The organism is Duganella sp. 3397 (genome assembly GCF_031456625.1).
Classification (GTDB): domain Bacteria; phylum Pseudomonadota; class Gammaproteobacteria; order Burkholderiales; family Burkholderiaceae_D; genus Rugamonas; species Rugamonas phyllosphaerae.
In genome coordinates this window covers 244,367-266,189 of record NZ_JAVDVB010000002.1, presented here as the reverse complement: position 1 = coordinate 266,189, position 21,823 = coordinate 244,367, and the positions used below count along the sequence as shown (strand labels likewise).

Here is a 21,823-nt window from a genome sequence, read left to right as displayed (position 1 = left end):
TGCTTCCTTTTGTTTAGCGTAGCAGGTTGACTTTGGCCAGGTCGATCAATTGGCCGGCGCGGCCATCGAGCACGGCCCTGAGCATGAACAGGCCGAAGTTGCCGGCCTCCTCCATCGAGGTTTTCGGCGGCATGATCAGTTCCTGGCGCGGCGTGACCACGTCCACCAGCACCGGCCCCTTGTGGGCCAGTGCGGCGGCAATTGCACCTTCGAGCGCCTGCGGGTCTTCCACGCGGATGCCCTTGATGCCCATGGCTTCGGCCATGGCGGCGAAGTTGGGGTTTTTCAGGTCGCAGCCCACGTCCGGATAGCCGTTCGCCTTCATTTCCATTTCCACGAAGCCCAGCGTGCCGTTGTTGAGCACCACGATCTTCACCGGCAGGTCCAGTTGCAGCAGCGTGAGGAACTCGCCCATCATCATGGCAAAGCCGCCGTCGCCGGAGAACGATATCACTTGCCGGTCCGGGTGCGACACTTGTGCGCCGATCGCGTGCAGCATGGCGTTGGCCATCGAACCGTGGTTGAACGATCCTACCAGGCGGCGCTTGCCGTTGAGTTTCAGGTAGCGCGCGGTCCAGGCGATGGGCGTGCCGACGTCGCAGGTGAAAATCGCGTCGTCTGCCGCCAGTTCGCTGACGATGCGGGTGACGGCCTGCGGGTGGATGTGGCGCGTACCTTCGTCGAGCTCGGCCAGTTTGTCCAGGTCCTTGCGGGCTTCCACGTAGTCTTGCTGGGCGCTGGCCAGGAAGCTGCCGTCGGTCTTGGCCTCGAGCCTGGGCAGCAGCGCGGTCAGGGTTTCCTTCACGCCGCCCAGCAGTCCGAGCGTGAGCGGGCAACGGTTGCCGAGCGCCTCGGCGCGCACGTCGATCTGCACGATGCGCGCGTGTTCGGGAAAGAACTGGCGATACGGAAAATCGGCGCCCAACACTACCAGCGTGTCGCAACGCTTCATGGCCTTGTAACCGGACGCAAAGCCCACCAGGCCGGTCATGCCCACGTCGTAGGGGTTGTCGTATTCGATGTGTTCCTTGCCGCGCAGCGTGTGGACGATGGGCGACTGCAGCGTGCGCGCCAGTTCCATCACCTCGGCATGGGCGCCAGCGCAACCGGCGCCGCAAAACAGGGCCACGCGTTCGGACTCGTTGAGAATGGTCGCCAGCTGCGCCACCTCGGCCGCTTGCGGCTGGACCGATGGCGCCACCGGCAGCAGCCACTCGGGTGGTTCGGCATGCAGGCGCCCGGTGGCGATGTCGCCGGGGATGACCACCACGGCCACGCCGCGCCGGGCTACCGCCACGCGCATGGCGCGGTGCAGGATCTGCGGCAGCTGCGCCGGGTTGGACACCAGCTCGACGTAGTGGCTGCACTCCTTGAACAGGCTTTCCGGGTGGGTGGACTGGAAGTAGTCGATGCCGATTTCGGCGCTCGGAATATGGGCGGCAATTGCCAGCACCGGCACGCCGCTGCGCTGGCAGTCGTACAGGCCGTTGATCAGGTGCAGGTTGCCGGGACCGCAGCTGCCGGCGCACACGGCCAGCTCGCCGGTCAGATGGGCCTCGGCGCCAGCGGCAAAGGCCGCGCCTTCTTCATGGCGCATGTGCACCCAGTCGATCTGCGCCTGCCGGTGCAGCGAATCGGTCAGGCCGTTGAGCGAATCGCCCACCACGCCATAAATACGCTTGACGCCCGCCTGGGCCAGGGTGCTTGCCAGATAGTCCGCTGCAGTTCCACTCATGGTCAATACTCCTCGATAAACGGTTCAAGATGAAACCAGTGTAGCGGCGCGCGCACGCGTTTCGCATCCCCTATTGTGGAGGTACGCCATTTTCTGCTGGGTACGATCACGCACAGATACAGGCGGCGCATCGGCGCAAACTGCAGGACTGGGTGCTTTGCCACCCGCTCACCCCAAGGAAAATCTCAATGTCGTTTCAACACGCAATCGTCTGGCTTGACCAGTCCGAAGCCCATGTCATCCACTTCACCCGCGACGACGCCGAGACCGATGTCATCAAGACGTCCTCCCAACACCAGAAGGCCGGTGTGCCGAGCAACAATCGCGCCGACCCCGACTATACCTACATGGACGAAGTAATCGCCGTGCTGGGCGATGCCAAGGAAATCCTGGTCGTCGGCCCCGGCATGGAAAAACTGGCTTTCATGCGCCACATGACCAAGAGCCACGCTGAAACGGCCGACAAGGTCGTCAGCGTGGAAACCGTCGATCACCCGACCGACGTACAACTGCTCACCTATGCCCGCAAGTACTTTGTTAAATCGGACCTGACGCACTGATTGTTTCTAATGACTGGACGCGGCCGTTAATCCACGCATGGACCCGGCTGCGCACCAGCGATGCGATGCACACCGGAAAACGGATAAAGCCGTGCGGCGCCTCGGGCACCACGTGGCATTCGACAGCTGCCACGGCCCCCCAGCGCGCGGCCATCAGCATGGTGTCGTCGCGCAGCGGATCGCGCTCGCCGGCCACCATGATTGCCGGCGGCAGCCCGGCCAGGTCGCCGTACAACGGCGACGCCGGCGCCGCACGGCGCTGCTCGTCGGTGAGGCCGGGCGTGAGCAGGCGCAGCGACGCGGCCATCGACGGCCCGTGCAGCACCAGCGTATCGGCGCCGGCTGCGTGCACGCTCGGCGTACCGGCCAGGTCGTACACGCCGTAATACAGTATGGCGCCGTCGATACAGCGCAGCAGATCGGGCCAGGCCTTGAGCCGTAGCAGCGTGGCAGCAGCCAGGTGGCCGCCGGCAGACTCGCCGAGCACGAACACCGGCAAGCCGTCGAATTCCGGCAGACCGCCGCCGAGCAGCCAGCGCGCGGCCCCCAGGCAATCTTCCATGATGGCGGCCAGCGGCGCACTGGTGGCCAGACGGTAATCGACCGACACCACGGCCACGTCGCAGGCGGCAATCAGTTCGGCGTTGAGCTGGTCGTTCATTTTGGCGTTGCCGATGGCCCAGCCGCCGCCGTGAAAATCGAGCACCACGGCGCGCGCCGGCCCGGGGCCGCGCAGCAGCCGCACCGGCACGCTCAGGCCGTCGGCCTGCGCCGTGCGCTGATAGATACGCACGCCGGATCCGATGGTACGCACGTCAGGAACGAACTGGGACATCCGCAACAAGGACTGGATCATGAAAGGCATCACCCGGTTGCTGATCCTGAAACGCGGAGCCCAGGCCAGCTTGCGGTTGAAGCTGCGCATGTCGTCAAGCGCCCGCGGCTCAAACACCAGGTTCATCGCGCCCGGTCTTCCTTGCGGGTGGCGGCAGCGAGAATGCGTTCGACCACCGGGCGTGGCACCTTGCGCACCAGCAGGAAGGCGGCGGCACTGCGCTGGCCATAGGTGCGGGCCCATTCGAGTCCCTGGCGGACGATGGATGCCTGGCGGGCATCGGTACGGGGAAGTTTTTTGATATCCATCGCATGACTATCGCATAACGCGCAGCCGCGTACGGTACGGCGGCGAACAGTGCGCGCAGTCTTGCAAGGTGCCCAAGGTGACATCGCGCCTGGCCCGCATGTTATTCTGCGCGCCACCGACACCCCGAGAGAGACCATGAGCACCACCGACCTGCCCTTCCGGGCCACCACCGCCGAAGCCTGCGCCTGGCTCGAACAAGAGACTGGCACGTCGTGGACCCTGGCGCGCATGCTGGACAACGCGCTGATCCCGGTGGTCTGGCTCGACTACGATGCCGCCTGGCCCGATCTGTTCGGCGACGCCAACGGCGGCTATGCCGCCCCGGTCTATTTCGAAGACGACGTGGCCCGGCTGGCGGCCGGCAGCGCGGACGTGCTGATCACCATGACCAAGGACGCCCACAAGCTGCCGGTGCGGCTGCCGCCACCCGGCTTTACCCGTCCACTGGACCAGTTGCGCTTTCAGAAGCGCGACCTCGAACGTCTGGTGGCCAGGCTGAAACAGGAGGCGCAGGTCTCGAAAGAGGAAAAACAGAAACTCGCCACCACCGAAACCCAGGCCGGCATCGGCAAGGCCGAAGTGCTGCAGGCGTTTGGCGCGCTGGTGAAGTTGAACCTGGACCAGGCGCTCGATGAAGCGATCGGGATTTTTGGCGACGATGGCGCGCGCGTCAAAGCCAGCGCCAAGAAGTCGAAGCGTAACGCGGTATGGAACCCGGTCACGCTGGCCCTCGGCCTGCACGACGTGTACCGCGCCCCGATCGGCCCCTTGAAGCGGGCATTCAAGTCGTACGACTTCCTGCATGCATGGCTGGGCAACTGGGAAGAGTCGCTGCGCCTGCTGGGCAAGTGACCTAAGTGCTGGTCGCCTTGGCCAGCTTCTGGATGCGGCGCGGTTTGTCGTTGATGATCTGGTGACGCTTATGGTCGGTCATCTTTTTCCACGAGCGCGCCTCGTCCAGCGTGCGCAGGCATTCGCCGCAGTAGCCGGTCCGGCCTTCGAATTCGCACACGCCGGTGCAGGGAGACTTGGCTGCCATGAATACCTTCAACAAGAAAAAGGCCGGCAACAAGCCGGCCTTCGAATCGCTATTTTACCGCACAGACAGGATCAGCTTGCAACGCCCATGAACGGGATCACGCCACACACCAGCGCCGCCACCAGCATCACCAGCGAAGCCGAGATCGCCCAGAGCAGCGTGTACCGCTGGTGGTCGCCGAACTCGATCTTCGCCATACCGACCAGCAGGTAGGTGGACGCCACCAGTGGGCTCAGCAAGTGCACCGGCTGGCCGATGATCGAGGCGCGACCGATTTCGGCGCCGGTGATGCCGTAGACCGCAGCGGCCTTGGCCAGGATCGGCACGATACCGAAGTAGAACGCGTCATTCGAGATGAAGAACGTGAACGGAATGCTGAGCAAACCGGTAACGATGGCCAGGTGCGGGCCCATCCACTCTGGAATCGCATAGATCACGCTTGCCGCAATCGCATCGACCATCTTGGTGCCTTGCAGGATGCCGACGAAAATACCGGCGGCAAAGATCAGCGAGACCACCGGCAGCACATTGCCGGCGTGGGCGGCGATGCGCTCTTTTTGTTCTTCCATGTTCGGGTAGTTGATCATGATGGCCACGGCAAACGCAATCATGAACAGCACCGGCAGCGGCAGCACGGCCAGCACCAGCATTACCATCAGGCCCAGCGTCAGCAGGAAATTCACCCAGATCAGTTTAGGACGCGCGGTCTTCGGATCGCCGACCTTGATGTCGTCGCAGTTCTCGACCTCGGGCGGGCAGTTCATGTGGATGACCTTGCGGTCGCCACCGGAGCGGCGAGCAACGAAGCGGGCACCGTCGCTGTGGCCGAATTGCATGTCGCCATTGGACGGGGTGTAACCGCCCATCGAAGCATTGGCCTGGCGCGGTTGTTCGAAACCGGCATAGGCTTTCTGCGGGACCAGGGCGGCGTCTTGCTCTTCCTTGGCAACCTTGGCAGCCTTGGCAGCTTTCGATTTCAGCGGCAGCAAGTCCACCACGCCCAGGCGTTTGCGTTCCTTGCGGCCCAGAACATAAGCCACGAACAGCACCCAGCACACGCCGGCGATCATGGCCGGGATCATCGGCACGAAGATGTGGCCGACGTCCACGCCCAGGGCGCTGGCGGCGCGGGCGGTCGGGCCGCCCCATGGCAGGATGTTGAACACGCCGCCGGACAGCATGATCACGCATGCCATCACCAGGCGGCTCATGCCGAGGCGCTGGTACAGCGGCAGCATGGCGGACACCGTAATCATGTAGGTGGTGGCGCCGTCGCCGTCGAGCGAGACGATCATCGTCAGTGCGGCGGTGCCGACCACGATTTTCAACGGGTCACCCTTGACCAGTTTCAGGATCAGCTTGACGACCGGGTCGAACAGGCCGGCGTCGATCATGATGCCGAAGTACAGGATGGCGAACATCAGCATGACGCCGGTCGGCGCCAGTTGCTTGATACCCGCGAGCATCATCGGGCCGAGTTCGGGGGCAAAGCCGCCGATCACGCCGAACAGCACCGGCACCAGGATCAGCGCCACGAGCGCCGGCAGGCGCTTGGTCATGATCAGGAACATAAAGACAACGACCATCGAATAGGCTAGCACGGTCAACATTTGATTTCCTCCAAGCATTTCATCTCCGGCAATCACGCCGGGGTTATAGTTTTCTCGCATATGCAACATCAGCAATGTGAATACTATAAACGCCCGAAGCTTTCAATTGTCTTTCAGTGCGGGCCGAGGCGTTCATGGCAATGCGCTGGCCTCGCTGCGGGCGATCCTCCGACCAGGTACGACCCTGTTGAATGTGCAGTATCATGGCGAGCTTTGGTAAACGATTAACAAGCAACCCCAAGCAACCCCAAGCAACCCCAAGCAATCACAAGCAATCTCATGAGCAAAGCAGCATCGCCGTACGGGCAACAGTTCTTTTCCAATCCAAAAATGGTGCTGGCGCTGGCCACCCTGTGCTGTGTCCTGTGGGGCAGCTCCTTCCCGGCGATCAAGAACGGTTACGAGATGCTCGGTATCGCTCAGCATGACGTGCCGTCCAAGCTGATTTTTGCCGGTTATCGTTTTCTGCTCGCCGGCCTCTGCCTGTTGCTACTGGCCGCTTGCATGCGCAAACCGGTGCTGCGGCTGGACCGCAAACAGTTCGGCCAGGTAGCGGCACTCGGTGTGGCGCAAACCGGCCTGCAATACGTGTTCTTTTATATTGGCCTGGCGTACACCTCCGGCGTGCGCGCGTCGATCCTGAACGCCACCACCACCTTCTTCAGCGTGCTGCTGGCGCACTTCGTCTATCACAACGACAAGCTGTCGCCGCGCAAGAGTATTGGATGCCTGCTCGGCTTTGCCGGCGTATTGACGGTCAATGCCGGCGGCGGTCCGCTCACCGCGCCGCCGTCGCTGCTGGGCGAAGGTTTTATCGTCATTGCCGCGTTCGTGCTGTCGGCGGCCTCCATTTACGGCAAATACGTCTCGAAGAACATGGACGCGATGGTCATGACCGGCTGGCAGCTGGCCATCGGCGGCCTGGCCTTGCTGGTGGGCGGCTACGTGACCGGTGGCACCCTCGGTACCATGACGCCGGCCTCGACTGCACTGCTGGTGTACCTGGCATTGCTGTCGGCCGTGGCCTTTACCGTGTGGAGCTTGTTACTGAAGTACAACCCGGTCGGCAAGATCAGCGTGTTCGCCTTCCTGGTACCGGTATTCGGCTCGGCCTTGTCAGCCTTGTTCCTCAACGAAACCATCCTGGAATGGAAAAACCTGGCCGCGCTGCTGCTGGTATGCGGCGGGATATGGCTGGTGACGCGAAGCAACCAGGATTAGTTCCCCTATGCATTGAGTTAGTCAAGGGAAGGTAGTAATGTTCATGTTCTAAGGTAAAACATAACAGACGCCGGGGAGACACAGGTGCATCATGACCACGACTTCGTGATAATCGGCTCCGGCTTCGGCGGCAGCGTTTCCGCACTGCGGCTGGTGGAAAAAGGCTACCGCGTGGTGGTCGTCGAGCAAGGCCGGCGCTGGAGCGCCGACAACCTGCCCAAGACCACGTGGTCGCTGTCGCGCTGGCTCTGGCGCCCGTCGCTGGGATTGAACGGCTTTTTCAGCATGCAGTTCTTTCGCCATGTCGTTGTCCTGCACGGAAACGCGGTCGGCGGCGGCTCCATCACTTATGGCAATACACTGCTGGTGCCGCCTGCCACGGTCTGGTCACAGGGCAGCTGGGCCGGTCTGAACGACTGGCAGGCCGTCATGCCCGGCCATTTCGAGACAGCCAAGCGCATGCTGGGCGTAACGACCAACCAGCTGCTGGGACCGGCGGACCTGCGGCTAAGGGAGATGGCCGCTGCGGTGGGCGTGGAAAAATCGTTTTATCCGACCGAGGTGGGCGTGTTCTTCGGCAAGCCCGGCGTCACCTATCCCGACCCGTATTTCGGTGGCGCCGGTCCGGCCCGCACTGCCTGCGACGGCTGTGGCGGCTGCATGGTCGGCTGCGGCAAGAACGCCAAGAACACGCTCGATAAAAACTACCTGTACCTGGCCGAGCAGCAAGGTGCGGCACTGTTCGCGGAGACCAGGGTGGTCGATGTGCGACCGTTGAACGACAAGGCCGACGGTGCGGACGGCTACCGGGTGGAACTGCTGGTGGTATCCGGCCCCGAACGCGGCCAGCGGCGCCGCATCAGCTGTCGGGGCGTGGTGTTTGCCGCGTCGTCGCTGGGCACGCAGGATTTGCTGTTCCGGCTGCGGGACAAGGGATCGTTGCCGAACATCTCCGACGCCCTGGGCAAGTACGTGCGCACCAATGCCGAGTCGCTGATCGGCGTGCGCTTCCCCGGCTCCCAGCCCGACCTGTCGCGCGGCATCGCCATCGGTTCCGGCATCCATATCGATGCACACACCCATATCGAGACAGTACGCTATCCCGAGGGCTCGGACGCCATGGGAATGCTCACCACCGTGATGACGCTGGGGCGACCCGGCTGGACCAGGATCGTCACCTGGGCCGCCACCCTGCTCAAGCTGCTCGTCACGCGGCCGGTAACAACCTTGCGCGCGCTCTCACCTCGTGGCTGGGCGCGCGAATCGATGATTTTCCTGTGCATGCAAACGCTCGACGGCCATCTGACCATGAAGCTCAAGCGCCGCTGGTTCTGGCCGTTTTCCAAGCAACTGACCACGCACGGCGCCCGCATTCCCACCTTCATCCCTTCCGCCAACGACTTCGCCATCAAGGCCGCCAGGGCCACCGGCGGCGTGCCGCTCACATCGATGACGGAGATCCTGCTCAATATCCCGATGACCGCGCATTGCATGGGCGGCGCCGGCATCGGCCGCACACCTGCAGAAGGTGTGTGCGATGGCAGGAACCGCGTGTTCGGCTACCGCAATATGTACATCTGCGACGGCTCGATGCTGGGCGCCAACCTCGGCGTCAATCCCAGCCTGACCATCACGGCGCTGACCGAACATGCGATGAGCCATGTGCCGCCAGCGGACGTCAATCTCTGGGATGCCATCGGCACCGAGGTCGCTGGCCAGCAGGGGTGACGGCAAGCATGAATGTTGTTACTATCGCCGCTTTGTCCGCCCACGCCCCTAGCCTACAGGAACTCCATGGCCGTCTCCAGCGCAACCGCACCATCCACCGCTCCCCTCATCGCCGCCGACCCGGTCGTGCTCGGCATCCTGGTCGCCATCCTGGCACTGGTGATGGCCAGCGAGCGGTCCAGTAATCCGTTCTGGCGCAAGTTTTACGCGGTGGTGCCGGCGCTGCTGCTTTGCTACTTCATCCCCGGCTTGCTCAACACCTTTGGCGTGATCGACGGCGAAACCTCGCGCCTGTACCCGATGGCGCGCGACTACCTGCTGCCGATGGCGCTGGTGCTGCTCACCCTGGCCTGTGACCTCGGTGCGATTGCCAAGCTGGGCCCCAAGGCCGTGATCCTGTTCCTGACCGGCACCGCCGGCATCATCATCGGCGGACCGGTCGCACTGGCCATCATGGGCGTGTTCGATCCGTCGCTGCTGAATCCCGAAGGCCCCAACGCCATCTGGCGCGGCATGACCACCACGGCGGGCTCCTGGATCGGCGGCGGCGCCAACCAGGCAGCCATGAAGGAAGTGTATGGCGTGGGCGCGGACGTGTTCGGCAAGTTCGTCGCGGTCGATGTCATCTGCGCCAATATCTGGATGGCGTTTTTGCTGTTCCTGGCCAGCCGCAGCGCGCGCATCGATGCCTGGCGCGGCGCCGACACCAGCGCGCTCGACGCGCTGCGCGTCAAGGTCGAAAAAGTGCAGCTGGACAGCGCGCGCGTCACCAGCTCGTATGACATGGTGTGGATCCTGGCTTACGGCCTGAGCGCTACCGGCCTGGCACACTGGCTGGCCGGCATCATCGTGCCGTTTATCAAGACCCACGCGCCGGAACTGGAGCGCTTCAGCCTGACCGCCAACTTCTTCTGGGTGACGGTGCTGGCCACCACGTTCGGCCTGCTGCTGTCGTTTACCCGCGCCAAGAAGCTCGAAGGCGCCGGCGCATCCAAGGTGGGTTCGGTGTGCATCTACATCCTGGTAGCCACCATCGGCATGCAGATGAACCTGGCGGCGATCTTCTCCGACCCCGAGCTGTTCGTGCTCGGCCTGATCTGGATCAGCTTCCACGGCGCACTGATGCTGGGCATGGCCTGGCTGATCAAGGCGCCGGTCTTTTACATGGCGGTGGGCAGCCAGGCCAACGTCGGTGGCGCCGCCAGTGCTCCGGTAGTAGCCAGCGCCTTCCACCCGGCGCTGGCGCCGGTGGGCGTGCTGCTCGCCGTGCTCGGCTATGCGTTGGGCACCTATGGCGGCTGGATCGCCGGCCAGTTGCTGAGGCTGCTCACGGGAGCTTAACGAGTGTAGAATCTGCGGTTGGCAATACAACAATAATCATCTCCAGGGGACCTCGAAAAACCGTAGCGAGCGGTTCGTTATCGTCGCGAGTAGCGCAAGCGTACGGCTGTACGCTGAGCAACGGAGCGGCGATAGCGGATCGCGCAGTAGGTTTTTCGAGGTTCCCTCCACGCAGAGAGGAACTCCGAGACATGCCTCACCAACCTCAATCCCGCCCGGTGCGCCGGCTCATCATCGCCGGCGGCGGCACGGCCGGCTGGATGGCCGCCGCCGCCCTCTCCCGCACCCTGGGCAAGGTGCTCGACATCAAGCTGGTCGAGTCCGACGACATCGGCACCGTGGGCGTGGGCGAAGCCACCATTCCCAGCCTGGCGCAGTTCCACCGCCTGATCGACATCGACGAGCGCGACTTCATGGCGGCCACCCAGGCCACCTTCAAGCTCGGCATCAGTTTTGAAAACTGGCGTGCGCGCGGCCACGATTACATCCACGCATTCGGTTCCACCGGCACCGACCACTGGACCGCCGGCTTCCACCACTTCTGGCAAAAAGGCCGCGACGCCGGCATTGCCGCCGACTACGGCGACTACTGCCTCGAGCACAAGGCGGCGCGGGCGCTGCGCTTCGGCCACCTGCCCGACGACGGCCTGGTGTATGCCTATCACCTCGACGCCAGCCGCTACGCGCGCTACCTGCGCCGCTATGCCGAACACTTCGGCATCGAACGCATCGAGGGCAAGATCGCCGACGTCCAGCGCGACCCGGCCAATGGCAACGTCGCGGCGCTGGTGCTCGATTCCGGCCGCCGCCTGGAAGGCGACCTGTTCCTCGACTGCACCGGCTTCCGCTCGCTGCTGCTGGGCCAGACCATGGGCGTGCCATACGATGACTGGTCGCAATGGCTGTTCAACGACAGCGCCATCGCGGTGCAGACTGAATCGGTCGGCCCGGCCGTGCCGTACACGCGCGCGATCGCCCACGACTGGGGCTGGCAGTGGCGCATTCCCTTGCAACACCGCACCGGTAACGGCATGGTGTTCTCGAGCCGCTTCGTCGATGACGACACCGCGCGGGCCGCGCTGCTGGCCAACCTGGAAGGCAAGCCGCTGACCGAGCCGCGCGTGATCCGCTTCACACCGGGCCAACGCCAGCAGGTATGGGCCGGCAACGTGATCGGCCTGGGCCTGGCTTCGGGTTTCCTCGAGCCGATCGAATCGACCAGCATCCACCTGATTCAGCGCAGCATCGTGCGCCTGTTGCAGCTGTTCCCGACCGAGGGCATCGAGCCGGCCGACGTGGCCGAATTCAACACCCAGGCCGCCGACGATATCCGCACCATCCGCGACTTCATCATCCTGCACTACAAGGTGACCGAGCGTGACGACACGCCGTACTGGCGCGCCGCGCGGGACATGGCAGTGCCGCCGTCATTGCAGCACCGGCTCGACCTGTTTGGCGGTTCGGGCCGGGTGTTCCGCTCCCAGAACGAGCTGTTTTCCGAGAACTCGTGGGTCCAGGTGATGCTGGGCCAGGGTTTGATTCCGCGCACGCAGCACCATACCGCGCACGTGATGCCCGAGCGCGAGATGGCGGCGTTCCTCGACGGCATCCGCACCGGCATCGACCGGACGGTGGCGCAGATGCCGGGGCACCAGGCGTACGTCGAGCGGTACTGCCCTGGGGGCAAGCCCTAACGCTCAGCCGGCGCGCTCACGTCACGTCACGTGCGCAAGCCGGCGGCGGTCAGCGCCAGCCGTATGGCTAGCGCGGCCACGCCCAGCATTGCCACGCCCGTCAGCCACAGGCCGATAAACCACAGCAACCGGCACCAGGCGGTTTTGTTTTCGTGCGTCATCAGTGATATCCCTCCCCTTGCCTGACCTTGCCCCGGAACACAAAATAGCTCCAGGCCGTGTACATCAGAATGACCGGAATGATGAGCAGCGCGCCGACCAGGGCAAAGCCCTGGCTCTGCGATGGCGCCGAGGCCGCGTCAATCGAGACGTCTGGTGGAATGATGTTGGGCCACAGGCTGATACCGAGGCCCGTGTACCCAAGAAAGACCAGCGCCAGCGTGCACAGGAACGGTGTGACCTGACACCCGGCGGCAAGCGACCGTATCATCTGCCAGCTCACCAGGCCCACGAGCAGCGGCACCGGCGCAAACCAGGCGATGTTGGGAAAACTGAACCAGCGCTGCGCGATGGCCGGGTCCATCGCGGGCGTCCACAGGCTGATCACGGCGATCACGGCCAGCAGCACCCAGACCAGCCGGCGCGAGATGTGCCCGGCAGTCGCTTGCAGGCTGCCCTCGGTTTTCATGATCAGCCAGGTACTGCCCAGCAGCGCATAAGCCACCACCAGGCCGCAACCGGTAAAGAGCGGAAATGGCGCCAGCCAGTCGAGCGCCCCGCCCGCGTAAGCGCGGTTAACAACCGGAAACCCTTGGACGTAAGCGCCCAGCGCCACGCCCTGGAAGAACGCCGCCATCAGCGAGCCGCAAATGAATGCCTTGTCCCACCAGTGCCGCTCGTGTTCGCGCGCCTTGAAGCGGAACTCGAACGCCACACCACGGAAAACCAGGCCAATCAGCATGAAGATCAACGGCAGATACAAGGCGCTGAGGATGACCGAATACGCCAGCGGAAAGGCGGCCAGCAGTCCGGCGCCGCCCAGCACCAGCCACGTTTCGTTGCCGTCCCATACCGGCGCAACCGTGTTCATCATGACGTCGCGGTCATCGTGGTGCGGGAAAAACGGGTAGAGCATGCCGATGCCGAGGTCGAATCCGTCCATGATCACGTACATCATGATGCCGAAGAGGATGATGACCGCCCAGACGACCGGAAGATTGATGCCCATGATGTTCAGCTCCTGTCGGTGGGATCGGCAGCGCCGGGGTGGTCGGCCGCGCCGGACGCCGCCGAGAGCGGCCGCATGGGCTGGCGGTCCAGGCCAGGCCCGCCGACCAAGGCCGCGCTGGCATCGTGTCCGCCGGGTCCCACGCGGATCAGCCGCAGCAGGTAGGCGACACCGGCACCGAACACCACGAAATACACGAGCACGAACGCCACCAGCGTGATGCCGAGCTGGGTAGGGCCATGCGCCGAGACCGCATCCGCAGTTCGCAGCAAGCCATACACGGTCCAGGGCTGGCGACCGATTTCAGTGGTGTACCAGCCGGCAAGGATGGCAACGACGCCGGCCGGTCCCATCAGCACGGCAAACCGCTGCAACGCCCGGCTGCGCCACAGCCGTTGTCCACGGCGCAGCCACAGGCCGCAGGCGGCCAGCAGTATCATCAGCAGGCCCAGGCCGACCATGAGGCGGAAGGTCCAGAACACCACGGTCGAATTGGGGCGGTCCTGCGGGACGAAATCGGTCAACGCCGGGATCTTGCCATCCCAGCTGTGGGTGAGGATCAGGCTGCCCAGGCGGGGAATCTCGACCGCGTAACGGGTTTCCTCGCGCGCCATGTCCGGCAGGCCGAACAGGATAAGCGGCGTGCCGCCGTGCGCTTGATTGCGCCAGTGACCTTCCATCGCCGCAATCTTGGCCGGCTGGTGTTCCAGCGTATTAAGGCCGTGGAAGTCGCCGATCACCGCCTGCAGCGGCGCGGCGCCCAGCAGCATCCACAACGCCATCGAAAACATTTTTTTTACCGCCACCGTCTGCCGTCCGCGCAGCAAGTGCCAGCCGGCGGCGCCCGCCACCACCAGCGCGGTGGCCAGGTAGGCGGCGACCGTCATGTGCGCGAGTCGGTATGGAAACGACGGGTTGAAGATCACCGCGAACCAGTCCACCGGCACCACGCGGCCTTCGACGATGGCGTAGCCTTGCGGAGTATGCATCCAGCTGTTGGATGCCAGGATCCAGGTCGCGGAAATGAGCGTGCCAAGTGCCACCATCGCCGTGGACAGGAAGTGCAGGCGCGGCCCGACCTTGTTCCAGCCGAACAGCATCACGCCCAGGAAGCCGGCCTCCAGGAAGAACGCGGTAAGCACTTCGTAGGCCAGCAGCGGCCCGGTAACGGCGCCGGCAAAATCCGCAAACCGGCTCCAGTTGGTGCCGAACTGGTAGGCCATGACCAGGCCGGACACCACGCCCATGCCGAAATTGACGGCAAATATTTTCGACCAGTAATGGTAAAGCGCACGATACACGTCGCGCCCCGTCCTGAGCCATAGACCTTCAAGCACCACCAGGTAGCTGGCCAGTCCGATGGTCAGCGCCGGGAACACGATATGAAACGAAATGGTGAACCCGAACTGGATACGGGCCAGTTCCAGCGCTGTCAATCCGAACATGTCTAGTCCCTGTCATGCAGCGGTTTGCGTGACCAAATCGACAAAGAAACGCAAGCCCCCCGGGGCCGCCGCGCTGTCCGCAGGGTCCGCAGATTCGCTGGCGCGGCGGTAGCGGGTGCCGGCCGGCAGCAGGTGCAGGCGCACGTTGATCAGCTCCAGGCTCTCTCCCTGCTTTGCGCCGGCTGCGTTCGAGACCACGTCGCGTCCATCGACCAGCGTGACGGCGCCGTTGCCGATGACTTCGACGCCGGTACCCGGCTCGATCACGAGCGCCGTATCTTCATCGATGCCGATGCCTAACAGCTCGGGATGCTGCGCCACAATGCTCAACAGGCGCGCCAGGCGCTGGCGTTCCGAAAAATGCTGGTCGATCACCACGTGGCGAAGCAGCCCCAGGCCGTCCCCCAGGCTGACTGTGCCCTTCCCCGGGTTGAGGTCGGTATTTCCCTCTGCCAGCATGTGGACGGACAGGGCCGACGCACCTGCGCTGGTGCCACCGATACAGGCCCCGCCGGTGGCAAGCGACGCATGCATCGCTGCCGCCACGGCGCTCCCGCCGAGCGTGGCCATCAGGCGCTTCTGGTCGCCGCCGGCGATAAAGATGCCCGACGCCTCGGTAATGCTGCGGGCGTTGTCGGGGGCATCGGCCTGTTCGCGCGTGTCCAGGTGCAGCAGCGCGCGGTCGGTTACGCCGAGCGCGCGGAAAGCGTCATCGTACGGCGGCCATACTTTTTCAGGCACCGCGCTGGCCGCTGTGATGACCAGGATGCTGGCCTGCGAGCCGCCCGACAGTTCGACAAATTTTTTCAGGATGCCCCGGCCATCGGTGCGGTCTTCGCTGCCACCGATGATGACCAGGTGGCCGTTGCGTTCTGGTTTGCTGTTGTCCATTTAGTCTCCGTTCGAGGTTGGCATGGCCCGGTTGCTATGGTGTCCCGCTTCCGTACGGCTGACGGCGATGATGCCGACGTCGCTGTCGGCAGGCAGCAGCGCCACCCCGCGTTCGAGCGCCTGCTGCAACGGCACGCCGTCCGCGATCCACTGGTACACGGTATGGGAGAGCAGCAGCGGGATGATGTCTTCGCCGGTGCCGGTCGCGGCGACCGCGCCTTCAGGCCCGGCATAAAAACCGGCGCCGATGAGCGGCGTGTCGCCCACCCGCCCCAGCAGCGCCGGGCTGACGCCGCCGGTGGAAGCTGCCACGGCGAAATGGCCTTCGGCGTCGCGGGCGACAGCGCCCACGGTGTCGCAGCCTTCGGCCGCCGCCGGTACCGGCTGGTCGGGATAGTTCCATTGACGCAAGAGCGCCGCGCGCTTGGCCGTCTCCGCCGGCGACGGCGCTTTCAGTGCCTGTGCCAGCTTGACCGCACGGCGCTTGGCCTGCTCGCCGGTCACCGGCAAGGAAGATTCGAGCATGCTGACCTCGGCAAAGCGCTGCGCGCCTTCACCGGCCAGCAGGCGGTGTGGCGTGTTGGCCACTTCGCGTGCCAGCAGCACCGGGTTGCGCACGTCGCGCACGCACGCCACCGCACCCAGCCTGCCGCGCGTGTCCATGACCGAGGCGTCCATTTCGATGGTGGCGCCGTCGGGGGCCACCACCGAACCGGTGCCGGCATTGAAGCGGTCATCGTCTTCGAGCACCATCACGGCGCGCACCACTGCGTCGAGCGACTCGCCGCCGGCTTGCAGCACATCGAGGGCGGCGCGCGCTGCCGCCTGGCAGCCGTCCACGTCGTCCTGCGAGGCGCCGGCGCCGCCGTGCACCACCACTGCCACCGGGGCGCTCACGGCTGTCCCCTCGACGATTTTCCTGCACCGGCGGGAATGGTAGGCGGCTTGTCGTGTAATGGCAGCATAGAAAGGTCCGGGTTGGCGTGGGCGGATGAAACGAATAAATTCTAGCAAGGCCAACTCGCGTGCTCTGTGCGTCTTTGAGCCAGGCCGATGTAAGACCAGTCTGATCGTCAGTGGGCAAAATAATCATCGCCGCGATCACTTGGATGGCGCGATCCAAGAATGGATGACTTCGAGTCACAGTGTGGCTATGCTGGGCGGTTTGATCACGGAGGCCTGCCATGGACCCGGTTGTCACAATGTTCGCCCGATTGCCGATGCCGATGTTGCTGGTGTTGCTGGCCTGCGCCGTAACCACGGCGCGTGCCGCCGTCCCCGTCACCGAACAGCACTACCTGTCCGGCCAAGGGCCGGCCACGGCGGTGCCGTGGGACTTCAAGGTGTCCGACGGCCGCCGCGCCGGCGCCTGGTCGACGATGCCGGTGCCATCGAACTGGGAGCTGCAAGGATTCGGTGGCTACGATTACGGTGAAGGCGCCAAGCGTCACAACGAGCAGGGCCAGTACCGGGTGAAGTTTGCCGTGCCGCCGGCCTGGCGCGGCCGCACCATCCGGCTGGTGTTCGAAGGCGTGATGACGGAAGCGACGGTGCGCGTCAACGGCATGCCGGCCGGGCCGCCGCACATCGGCGGCTTTTACCGCTTCGGCTACGACATCACCAAGCTGGTCAAACTGTCCGCCGACGCCGACAACCTGCTGGAAGTCGATGTCAACAAGGTGGCGTCGGACGCGGCCAGCGAAAAGGCCGAGCGGGCCGGCGACTACTGGGTATTCGGCGGCATCTTCCGTCCAGTGTGGCTGGAAGCGGCGCCGGTGCAGGCCATTGCAGCCGTGGCGATCGATGCGCGAGCCGATGGTTCGCTGTCCGCGCACGTGAATTTGTCGCACCCTCTGCCTGGGGCCACGGTGGACGGCCAGGTATTCGATGCAGGCGGCAAAGCGGTCGGGCCGGTGTTTCGCGCCGTGCTGCCGGATTCCGCCAGCGCTGGCATCACCTTGCGCGCCACCCTGCCTGCACCGCGCCTGTGGACCGCTGAAACCCCCAACCTCTACACGCTGCGCCTCACCCTGCGCCGGGGCGGCAAGGCGCTGCATACGCAGAGTACCCGCTTCGGTTTCCGCACCTTCGAAGTCCGCCAGGGCGACGGCCTGTACCTGAACGGCAGCAAGATCGTCATCAAGGGCGTCAACCGCCACAGCTTCCGGCCGCAGACCGGCCGCGCCCTCGATCGCGCCGACAACTACGCCGACGCGCGTCTTATAAAATCGATGAACATGAACACGGCGCGCATGTCGCACTATCCGCCCGATCCCGCTTTTCTCGAAGCAGCGGACGAACTGGGCCTGTACGTGATCGACGAATTGTCGGGCTGGCAGGCCGCGCACGGCACCGCCATCGGCCGCAAGCTGGTGGCGCAGATGGTGCCGCGCGATGTCAACCACCCGAGCATCCTGTTCTGGGCCAACGGCAACGAGGGCGGCTTCAATACCGATCTCGATGCGGAGTTCGGCAAGCACGATCCGCAGCAGCGCCCGGTCATCCATCCGTGGGCCATCTTCAACGGCCTCGACACCAAGCACTATCCGAACTGGAACCTGGTCAACGAACGCCTGCGCGGCCCCAACCTGTTCATGCCGACCGAATTCATGCACGCGCTGTACGACGGTGGCGGCGGCGCCAGCCTGCAAGACTACTGGGACGCGATGATGGCGTCGCCCATGGGCGCGGGCGGCGTGATCTGGGCGCTGGTGGACGAAGGCGTGGTCCGCACCGACCAGGCCAAACGCATCGACCCGTATGGCACGTACGGCCCGGACGGCATCGTCGGTCCGCACCACGAGAAGGAAGGCAGCTACTACGCGGTCAAGGATATCTGGTCGCCGGTCAAACTGGGGGCTGCCACGTTCGATGCCCGCTTCGACTGCACGCTACCGGTACACAACCGTTACGACTTCGTCGGCCTGGACCAGGTGCGTTTCAACTGGCGGCTGCTGCGCTTCGCCAGCCCGGACGATGGCTCGACCAAGCCACGCGAACTGGCCAGGGGTGCGGGCAGCGCCAGCGGCGTGGCGGCGCGCAGCGATGGCAAACTCGATCTGCACTTGCCGGCCGGCTGGCGCCAGCGCGATGCCGATGCGCTGGAGGTCACCGCCACCGGCGCCGATGGGCAGCAGATCTGGACCTGGACTTATCCGGCCAGTGACTTGTCCCAACGCCTGTCTGCCCGATTTGCCGAACCGGCGCGGCTGTCGCACGCCTCCAGCCGCCAGACCGATTCTGCCAACAACGCTGCGCCAACGACTGTTACCGCTACTGCGCCATCGTCAGCCGCACCCACGGTCAGCACAAGTGGCGACACTGTGCGCCTGACGGCCGGACCGGTGAGCGCCATCTTCGACGCGGCCACCGGCCAGCTGCGTACGCTGCAACACGGCAGCCGCGTGTCGGCCCTGACCAACGGCCCGCGCCTGGCCTACGCCCGTCCGCTGGCCGCAGCCGATACCGAGGTGGCCTGGCTGCCGCTGGCAGTCGATACCGCACATGATGGGGGCGGCAACGGCGGCATCCTGGCTGGCGCCACCGTCCACCGCCTGGCCACGCCCCAGACAGCCAGCGTCATCCAAGTCGTCCCCGCATTCGGGAAGGGCGCCGCCTACGCCCGCTTCAGGATCGAGATCAGTGCCGACGGCGCCAACTGGAAAACCGTGTTCGACGCCACCCGCCGCAAATCGGACGGCAATGCTTACCGCATTCCGCCACAGCCGGTGCTCGCCGTACGCATCACCAACGCCACCGACCAGCACGGCCAGAAGCTCGCCCTGAACAGCGTACGCCTGGGCCACGCCGCCCGGCGATTTCCGTTGCTCGGCGCGGCCAATAGCGCCAGTGCCAGCGCAGCTGGCATAAGCTCCGGCACCAGCACCGGCACCGGCGCCAATGCCGACGGCAAACCCGTCGCCTGGATCGAGGCCAGCCAAAGCGGCGGACTTGATCGCGTGCGCTGGACCATGGCCTCGAACGGCGACCTGACGCTCGATTACAGCTATCGCCTGGAAGGCGCGGTGCAATACCACGGCATCACGTTCGACCACCCGGAAGCTGCGCTGCGCAGCACGCGCTGGCTCGGTGAAGGCCCCTATCGCGTGTGGAAAAATCGACTGCAAGGCACCTGGCTCGGTGTACACGAGGTGGTGCAGTTCGACCAGCAACCGGGCGAGCGCTTCCGCTACCCGGAGTCGCAGGGCTTCTTTGCCGGCGTGCGCTGGGCGCGCTTCGACACTGCCACCGGCAGGCTGCACATCAACAGCAACGACAACAAGGCGGAGGGCTACCTGCGCGTGGGCACGCCGCGCATTTCGCACGCCAATACGACGGTGGAATTCCCTGCCGGCGACCTGTCGTGGCTGCACGCGATCCCCGCCATCGGCGAGAAATTCACGCCCACCGAAGCGCTCGGCCCTGCAGCCGCCTGGCCGACGGCCAATGGCGGCTACGAAGGCAGCCTGACATTGCGCTTCGACTGATGTCCACCCCGTCGCCTGGAAAGGCAAAGATGCGCCGATCCTGCGGTGCGACTGCGGCCACGGCATGCTGTTCGATAGGTTCGACTACCGCGCCGTCAGTAGCGCAGATCATCCGCACCAGGTGAGGCACGCCGCCGCGCGATGGCGCCCACCAGGGCCAGGCCGCCAAGCAGCAGCGCGGCGGCTGCAGGTTCGGGCACGGCGGAGGTCAGGGTGCGGGTCACGTACATCGAACTCATGTAGAGAGCATTGCTGCCCTGGACACCGCCCGACCACAGCGTGTAATTGGCGAACTGGGTGGGCGCGCCGTTGCCTTTGCCAAAGAACGTGAAGTCGTACAGGTTGTAACTGGTCAGCCAGAAGCGCTCGTTCAACGCCAGCGTGGGCAGCAGCCGGTAGGAGGTGGCGATGGACGTAAAATCGCGCTGGCTGAAAGTACCATTGCCGACCACTGCATCGTCGACGGTCATGGTCATGCTGCGGATGCGGTCCATGGACACGTTGGGGTCGGAAGCCGGCCCTTCCACCACCACCACCGCAGAAGCCTTGGCGTCGCTGTTGCCGTATGGACCATCGGGCCCGTAAGCCCACTGGCCGGACCAGGTCAGCTCGAAGGTAAAGGTGTCTGCCACCGCCGCGTTGGTGGCCAACACCGGTACCGATGCCAGCAGGCCGCAAAGAAGTCTTTTACGCATACATGCCATGATTTTTCTCCCTGTAAGTGCGCAAATGTAACACAGGGATGTTGACATGACACTTTTCGACAGGCTAGAAGCCGTAAATCATCTTGTACGCCAGCTCCGGTGAAAAGGTTCCCGCCGCTGCCGCGCAGCCATCCGATTCACCGGGCGACTTGATCCACAAGGCCATCTCCGGCGCGCTGCCGGCCGCGTTCATGCTGGGCGTGACGCCCAGCTTGCGTCCGGCCGGGTCGCACCACTGGGTGCCATTCGGGCCGTTGCCGTTGCGGCTGGTATCGACCACGAAATTTTTTTGCAGGCCGCGCTGGCGCAGCGCATTGGCCACCGCCACGCCGTACGGATTGCTTTCGGCATCGGTGCGGTAGTTGGAGACGTTGAGCGAGAAGCCGCGTGCGCCAGCCACGCCGGCGTCCACCAGGCGCGCGGCCGCCACGGTTGGCGCCAGCCAGGCGCTGTTGCCGATGTCGAGGTACAGGTAGGCGCCCGGCGCCAGCGCGGTAAATTGCGCCACCGCGTAGCGGAACAGTTCCAGCCGCGCGCTCTTGCCGGCGGCGTCCAGGCAGTCCAGTTGCGGCAAGGCGTCCGGCTCCAGCACCACGATCGCCTGGCGGTTGCCTATGGCGGCGGCAAAGGCGCGGATCCAGTCGCGGTAGGCTTGCAGCGAGCCGGCGCCGCCGGCGCTGAACTGGCCGCAGTCGCGCGCCGGGATGTTGTAGGCGACCAGCACCGGGGTGCGGCCGTTGGCCGCAGCGGCGCCGACAAAATTGCCGACCGCCGCGCCGATCCCCCCGCTCCAGTCGCCGAACCACCTGGCGCCGGGCTGGTTGGCGATGCGGTTGCGGATGTCGGTCACGCGGCCGTCGCTGGGGTTGTTACGGGCCCAGATGGCGGCCGTCGATTGCGGATCCACGTACAGCGGCGGCAGCGCTGCCGCCGCCGTGACCGACACTGCCAGCAACAACGCTGGCAGCAGGCGCCTGGCCAGGGATTTCGTGTGTTTCAGTTTCATCATCGTCTCCTTTTTGGTGTATTGATGCCACGTCTGCACTACCTACAACA

General features: G+C 64.8%; 19 protein-coding genes. 7 read left to right on the top strand and 12 right to left on the bottom strand.

Annotation, left to right across the window (positions count from 1 at the left end; genetic code table 11):
• Positions 1 to 13: 13 nt before the first annotated feature.
• On the bottom strand, positions 14 to 1,735 hold the full coding sequence (gene poxB / locus J2X54_RS05850) for a ubiquinone-dependent pyruvate dehydrogenase (protein ID WP_310178992.1): 1,722 nt from the start codon (positions 1,733 to 1,735) through the stop codon (positions 14 to 16).
• 188 nt (positions 1,736 to 1,923) lie between these two features.
• Between poxB and J2X54_RS05845 the strand changes: the two genes are divergently transcribed.
• Positions 1,924 to 2,295, top strand: a complete 372-nt coding sequence (locus J2X54_RS05845; protein ID WP_310178990.1) for a translational machinery protein — start codon at positions 1,924 to 1,926, stop codon at positions 2,293 to 2,295.
• Here the strand turns inward: J2X54_RS05845 and J2X54_RS05840 are convergent.
• Complete coding sequence (locus J2X54_RS05840; RefSeq protein ID WP_310178987.1) at positions 2,273 to 3,256, bottom strand: alpha/beta hydrolase; 984 nt, start codon at positions 3,254 to 3,256, stop codon at positions 2,273 to 2,275. The two genes, J2X54_RS05845 and J2X54_RS05840, sit on opposite strands and share 23 nt — an antisense overlap.
• Entirely contained in the window at positions 3,253 to 3,438 is a 186-nt protein-coding gene (locus J2X54_RS05835; RefSeq protein WP_310178985.1) for a hypothetical protein, read from the bottom strand. The genes J2X54_RS05840 and J2X54_RS05835 overlap by 4 nt, the downstream gene beginning before the upstream one ends.
• Positions 3,439 to 3,574: 136 nt before the next feature.
• On the opposite strand from J2X54_RS05835, the gene J2X54_RS05830 reads away from it, so the two are divergent.
• Positions 3,575 to 4,291, top strand: coding sequence for a hypothetical protein (locus tag J2X54_RS05830; protein ID WP_310178982.1), 717 nt, complete (start codon positions 3,575 to 3,577; stop codon positions 4,289 to 4,291).
• Position 4,292: 1 nt separating this feature from the next.
• Here J2X54_RS05830 and J2X54_RS05825 read toward each other — a convergent pair whose 3' ends face one another.
• Both J2X54_RS05825 and J2X54_RS05820 read right to left on the bottom strand, forming a co-directional pair.
• Positions 4,293 to 4,478 (bottom strand): DUF1289 domain-containing protein, encoded by a 186-nt coding sequence (locus J2X54_RS05825; protein ID WP_310178980.1) that lies wholly within the window; start codon positions 4,476 to 4,478, stop codon positions 4,293 to 4,295.
• Positions 4,479 to 4,549: 71 nt separating this feature from the next.
• Entirely contained in the window at positions 4,550 to 6,088 is a 1,539-nt protein-coding gene (locus tag J2X54_RS05820; protein ID WP_310178976.1) for a CitMHS family transporter, read from the bottom strand.
• Positions 6,089 to 6,367: 279 nt separating this feature from the next.
• Here J2X54_RS05820 and J2X54_RS05815 point away from each other — a divergent pair, with 279 nt between their 5' ends.
• The 4 genes from J2X54_RS05815 (at position 6,368) to J2X54_RS05800 (ending at position 12,072) form a co-directional block, all read left to right on the top strand.
• Positions 6,368 to 7,309 carry a DMT family transporter gene (locus J2X54_RS05815; protein WP_310178973.1) on the top strand — a complete coding sequence of 314 codons (942 nt, stop codon included), beginning with the start codon at positions 6,368 to 6,370 and terminating at the stop codon, positions 7,307 to 7,309.
• A 60-nt stretch (positions 7,310 to 7,369) separates the two neighbouring features.
• On the top strand, positions 7,370 to 9,037 hold the full coding sequence (locus tag J2X54_RS05810) for a GMC oxidoreductase (RefSeq protein ID WP_404990893.1): 1,668 nt from the start codon (positions 7,370 to 7,372) through the stop codon (positions 9,035 to 9,037).
• A gap of 66 nt (positions 9,038 to 9,103) precedes the next feature.
• Positions 9,104 to 10,378: a DUF819 family protein gene (locus J2X54_RS05805; RefSeq protein ID WP_310178965.1), complete on the top strand. Its 1,275-nt coding sequence runs from the start codon at positions 9,104 to 9,106 to the stop codon at positions 10,376 to 10,378.
• A gap of 191 nt (positions 10,379 to 10,569) precedes the next feature.
• Complete coding sequence (locus tag J2X54_RS05800) at positions 10,570 to 12,072, top strand: tryptophan 7-halogenase (protein WP_310178962.1); 1,503 nt, start codon at positions 10,570 to 10,572, stop codon at positions 12,070 to 12,072.
• Between the two features lie 26 nt (positions 12,073 to 12,098).
• Here the strand turns inward: J2X54_RS05800 and J2X54_RS05795 are convergent, their stop codons facing one another.
• The 5 genes from J2X54_RS05795 to J2X54_RS05775 are packed head-to-tail and all read right to left on the bottom strand — an operon-like array spanning position 12,099 to position 16,473.
• On the bottom strand, positions 12,099 to 12,233 hold the full coding sequence (locus tag J2X54_RS05795) for a DUF2474 family protein (protein WP_310178959.1): 135 nt from the start codon (positions 12,231 to 12,233) through the stop codon (positions 12,099 to 12,101).
• The gene (gene cydB / locus J2X54_RS05790; RefSeq protein ID WP_310178955.1) at positions 12,233 to 13,240 is read right to left on the bottom strand and encodes a cytochrome d ubiquinol oxidase subunit II; all 1,008 of its coding nucleotides are present in this window, start codon (positions 13,238 to 13,240) and stop codon (positions 12,233 to 12,235) included. Before cydB ends, J2X54_RS05795 begins: the two co-directional genes overlap by 1 nt.
• Positions 13,241 to 13,245: 5 nt before the next feature.
• Positions 13,246 to 14,685 (bottom strand): cytochrome ubiquinol oxidase subunit I, encoded by a 1,440-nt coding sequence (locus J2X54_RS05785; protein ID WP_310178951.1) that lies wholly within the window; start codon positions 14,683 to 14,685, stop codon positions 13,246 to 13,248.
• 12 nt (positions 14,686 to 14,697) lie between these two features.
• Positions 14,698 to 15,576 carry a cyanophycinase gene (locus J2X54_RS05780; protein WP_310178948.1) on the bottom strand — a complete coding sequence of 293 codons (879 nt, stop codon included), beginning with the start codon at positions 15,574 to 15,576 and terminating at the stop codon, positions 14,698 to 14,700.
• The gene (locus J2X54_RS05775; RefSeq protein ID WP_310178946.1) at positions 15,577 to 16,473 is read right to left on the bottom strand and encodes an isoaspartyl peptidase/L-asparaginase; all 897 of its coding nucleotides are present in this window, start codon (positions 16,471 to 16,473) and stop codon (positions 15,577 to 15,579) included. It abuts the gene before it with no gap.
• Positions 16,474 to 16,760: 287 nt separating this feature from the next.
• On the opposite strand from J2X54_RS05775, the gene J2X54_RS05770 reads away from it, so the two are divergent.
• The gene (locus J2X54_RS05770; RefSeq protein WP_310178944.1) at positions 16,761 to 20,063 is read left to right on the top strand and encodes a glycoside hydrolase family 2 TIM barrel-domain containing protein; all 3,303 of its coding nucleotides are present in this window, start codon (positions 16,761 to 16,763) and stop codon (positions 20,061 to 20,063) included.
• A gap of 95 nt (positions 20,064 to 20,158) precedes the next feature.
• Here J2X54_RS05770 and J2X54_RS05765 read toward each other — a convergent pair whose 3' ends face one another.
• Together J2X54_RS05765 and J2X54_RS05760 are read right to left on the bottom strand one after the other, a co-directional pair.
• Positions 20,159 to 20,767: a PEP-CTERM sorting domain-containing protein gene (locus tag J2X54_RS05765; protein WP_310178940.1), complete on the bottom strand. Its 609-nt coding sequence runs from the start codon at positions 20,765 to 20,767 to the stop codon at positions 20,159 to 20,161.
• Positions 20,768 to 20,831: 64 nt separating this feature from the next.
• Positions 20,832 to 21,773, bottom strand: coding sequence for a glycoside hydrolase family 6 protein (locus tag J2X54_RS05760; protein WP_310178938.1), 942 nt, complete (start codon positions 21,771 to 21,773; stop codon positions 20,832 to 20,834).
• Positions 21,774 to 21,823 lie beyond the last annotated feature (50 nt).

Excerpts from the sequence above, each read along its gene's own strand:
- J2X54_RS05815 (WP_310178973.1), top strand. The coding sequence starts at position 6,368 with ATGAGCAAAGCAGCATCGCCGTACGGGCAACAGTTCTTTTCCAATCCA.
- J2X54_RS05800 (WP_310178962.1), top strand. The coding sequence starts at position 10,570 with ATGCCTCACCAACCTCAATCCCGCCCGGTGCGCCGGCTCATCATCGCC.
- J2X54_RS05835 (WP_310178985.1), bottom strand. The coding sequence starts at position 3,438 with ATGGATATCAAAAAACTTCCCCGTACCGATGCCCGCCAGGCATCCATC.
- J2X54_RS05780 (WP_310178948.1), bottom strand. The coding sequence starts at position 15,576 with ATGGACAACAGCAAACCAGAACGCAACGGCCACCTGGTCATCATCGGT.
- J2X54_RS05820 (WP_310178976.1), bottom strand. The coding sequence starts at position 6,088 with ATGTTGACCGTGCTAGCCTATTCGATGGTCGTTGTCTTTATGTTCCTG.
- J2X54_RS05825 (WP_310178980.1), bottom strand. The coding sequence starts at position 4,478 with ATGGCAGCCAAGTCTCCCTGCACCGGCGTGTGCGAATTCGAAGGCCGG.
- J2X54_RS05765 (WP_310178940.1), bottom strand. The coding sequence starts at position 20,767 with ATGGCATGTATGCGTAAAAGACTTCTTTGCGGCCTGCTGGCATCGGTA.
- poxB (WP_310178992.1), bottom strand. The coding sequence starts at position 1,735 with ATGAGTGGAACTGCAGCGGACTATCTGGCAAGCACCCTGGCCCAGGCG.
- J2X54_RS05845 (WP_310178990.1), top strand. The coding sequence starts at position 1,924 with ATGTCGTTTCAACACGCAATCGTCTGGCTTGACCAGTCCGAAGCCCAT.
- J2X54_RS05805 (WP_310178965.1), top strand. The coding sequence starts at position 9,104 with ATGGCCGTCTCCAGCGCAACCGCACCATCCACCGCTCCCCTCATCGCC.
- J2X54_RS05795 (WP_310178959.1), bottom strand. The coding sequence starts at position 12,233 with ATGACGCACGAAAACAAAACCGCCTGGTGCCGGTTGCTGTGGTTTATC.
- J2X54_RS05770 (WP_310178944.1), top strand. The coding sequence starts at position 16,761 with ATGGACCCGGTTGTCACAATGTTCGCCCGATTGCCGATGCCGATGTTG.
- J2X54_RS05760 (WP_310178938.1), bottom strand. The coding sequence starts at position 21,773 with ATGAAACTGAAACACACGAAATCCCTGGCCAGGCGCCTGCTGCCAGCG.
- J2X54_RS05840 (WP_310178987.1), bottom strand. The coding sequence starts at position 3,256 with ATGAACCTGGTGTTTGAGCCGCGGGCGCTTGACGACATGCGCAGCTTC.
- J2X54_RS05830 (WP_310178982.1), top strand. The coding sequence starts at position 3,575 with ATGAGCACCACCGACCTGCCCTTCCGGGCCACCACCGCCGAAGCCTGC.
- cydB (WP_310178955.1), bottom strand. The coding sequence starts at position 13,240 with ATGGGCATCAATCTTCCGGTCGTCTGGGCGGTCATCATCCTCTTCGGC.
- J2X54_RS05785 (WP_310178951.1), bottom strand. The coding sequence starts at position 14,685 with ATGTTCGGATTGACAGCGCTGGAACTGGCCCGTATCCAGTTCGGGTTC.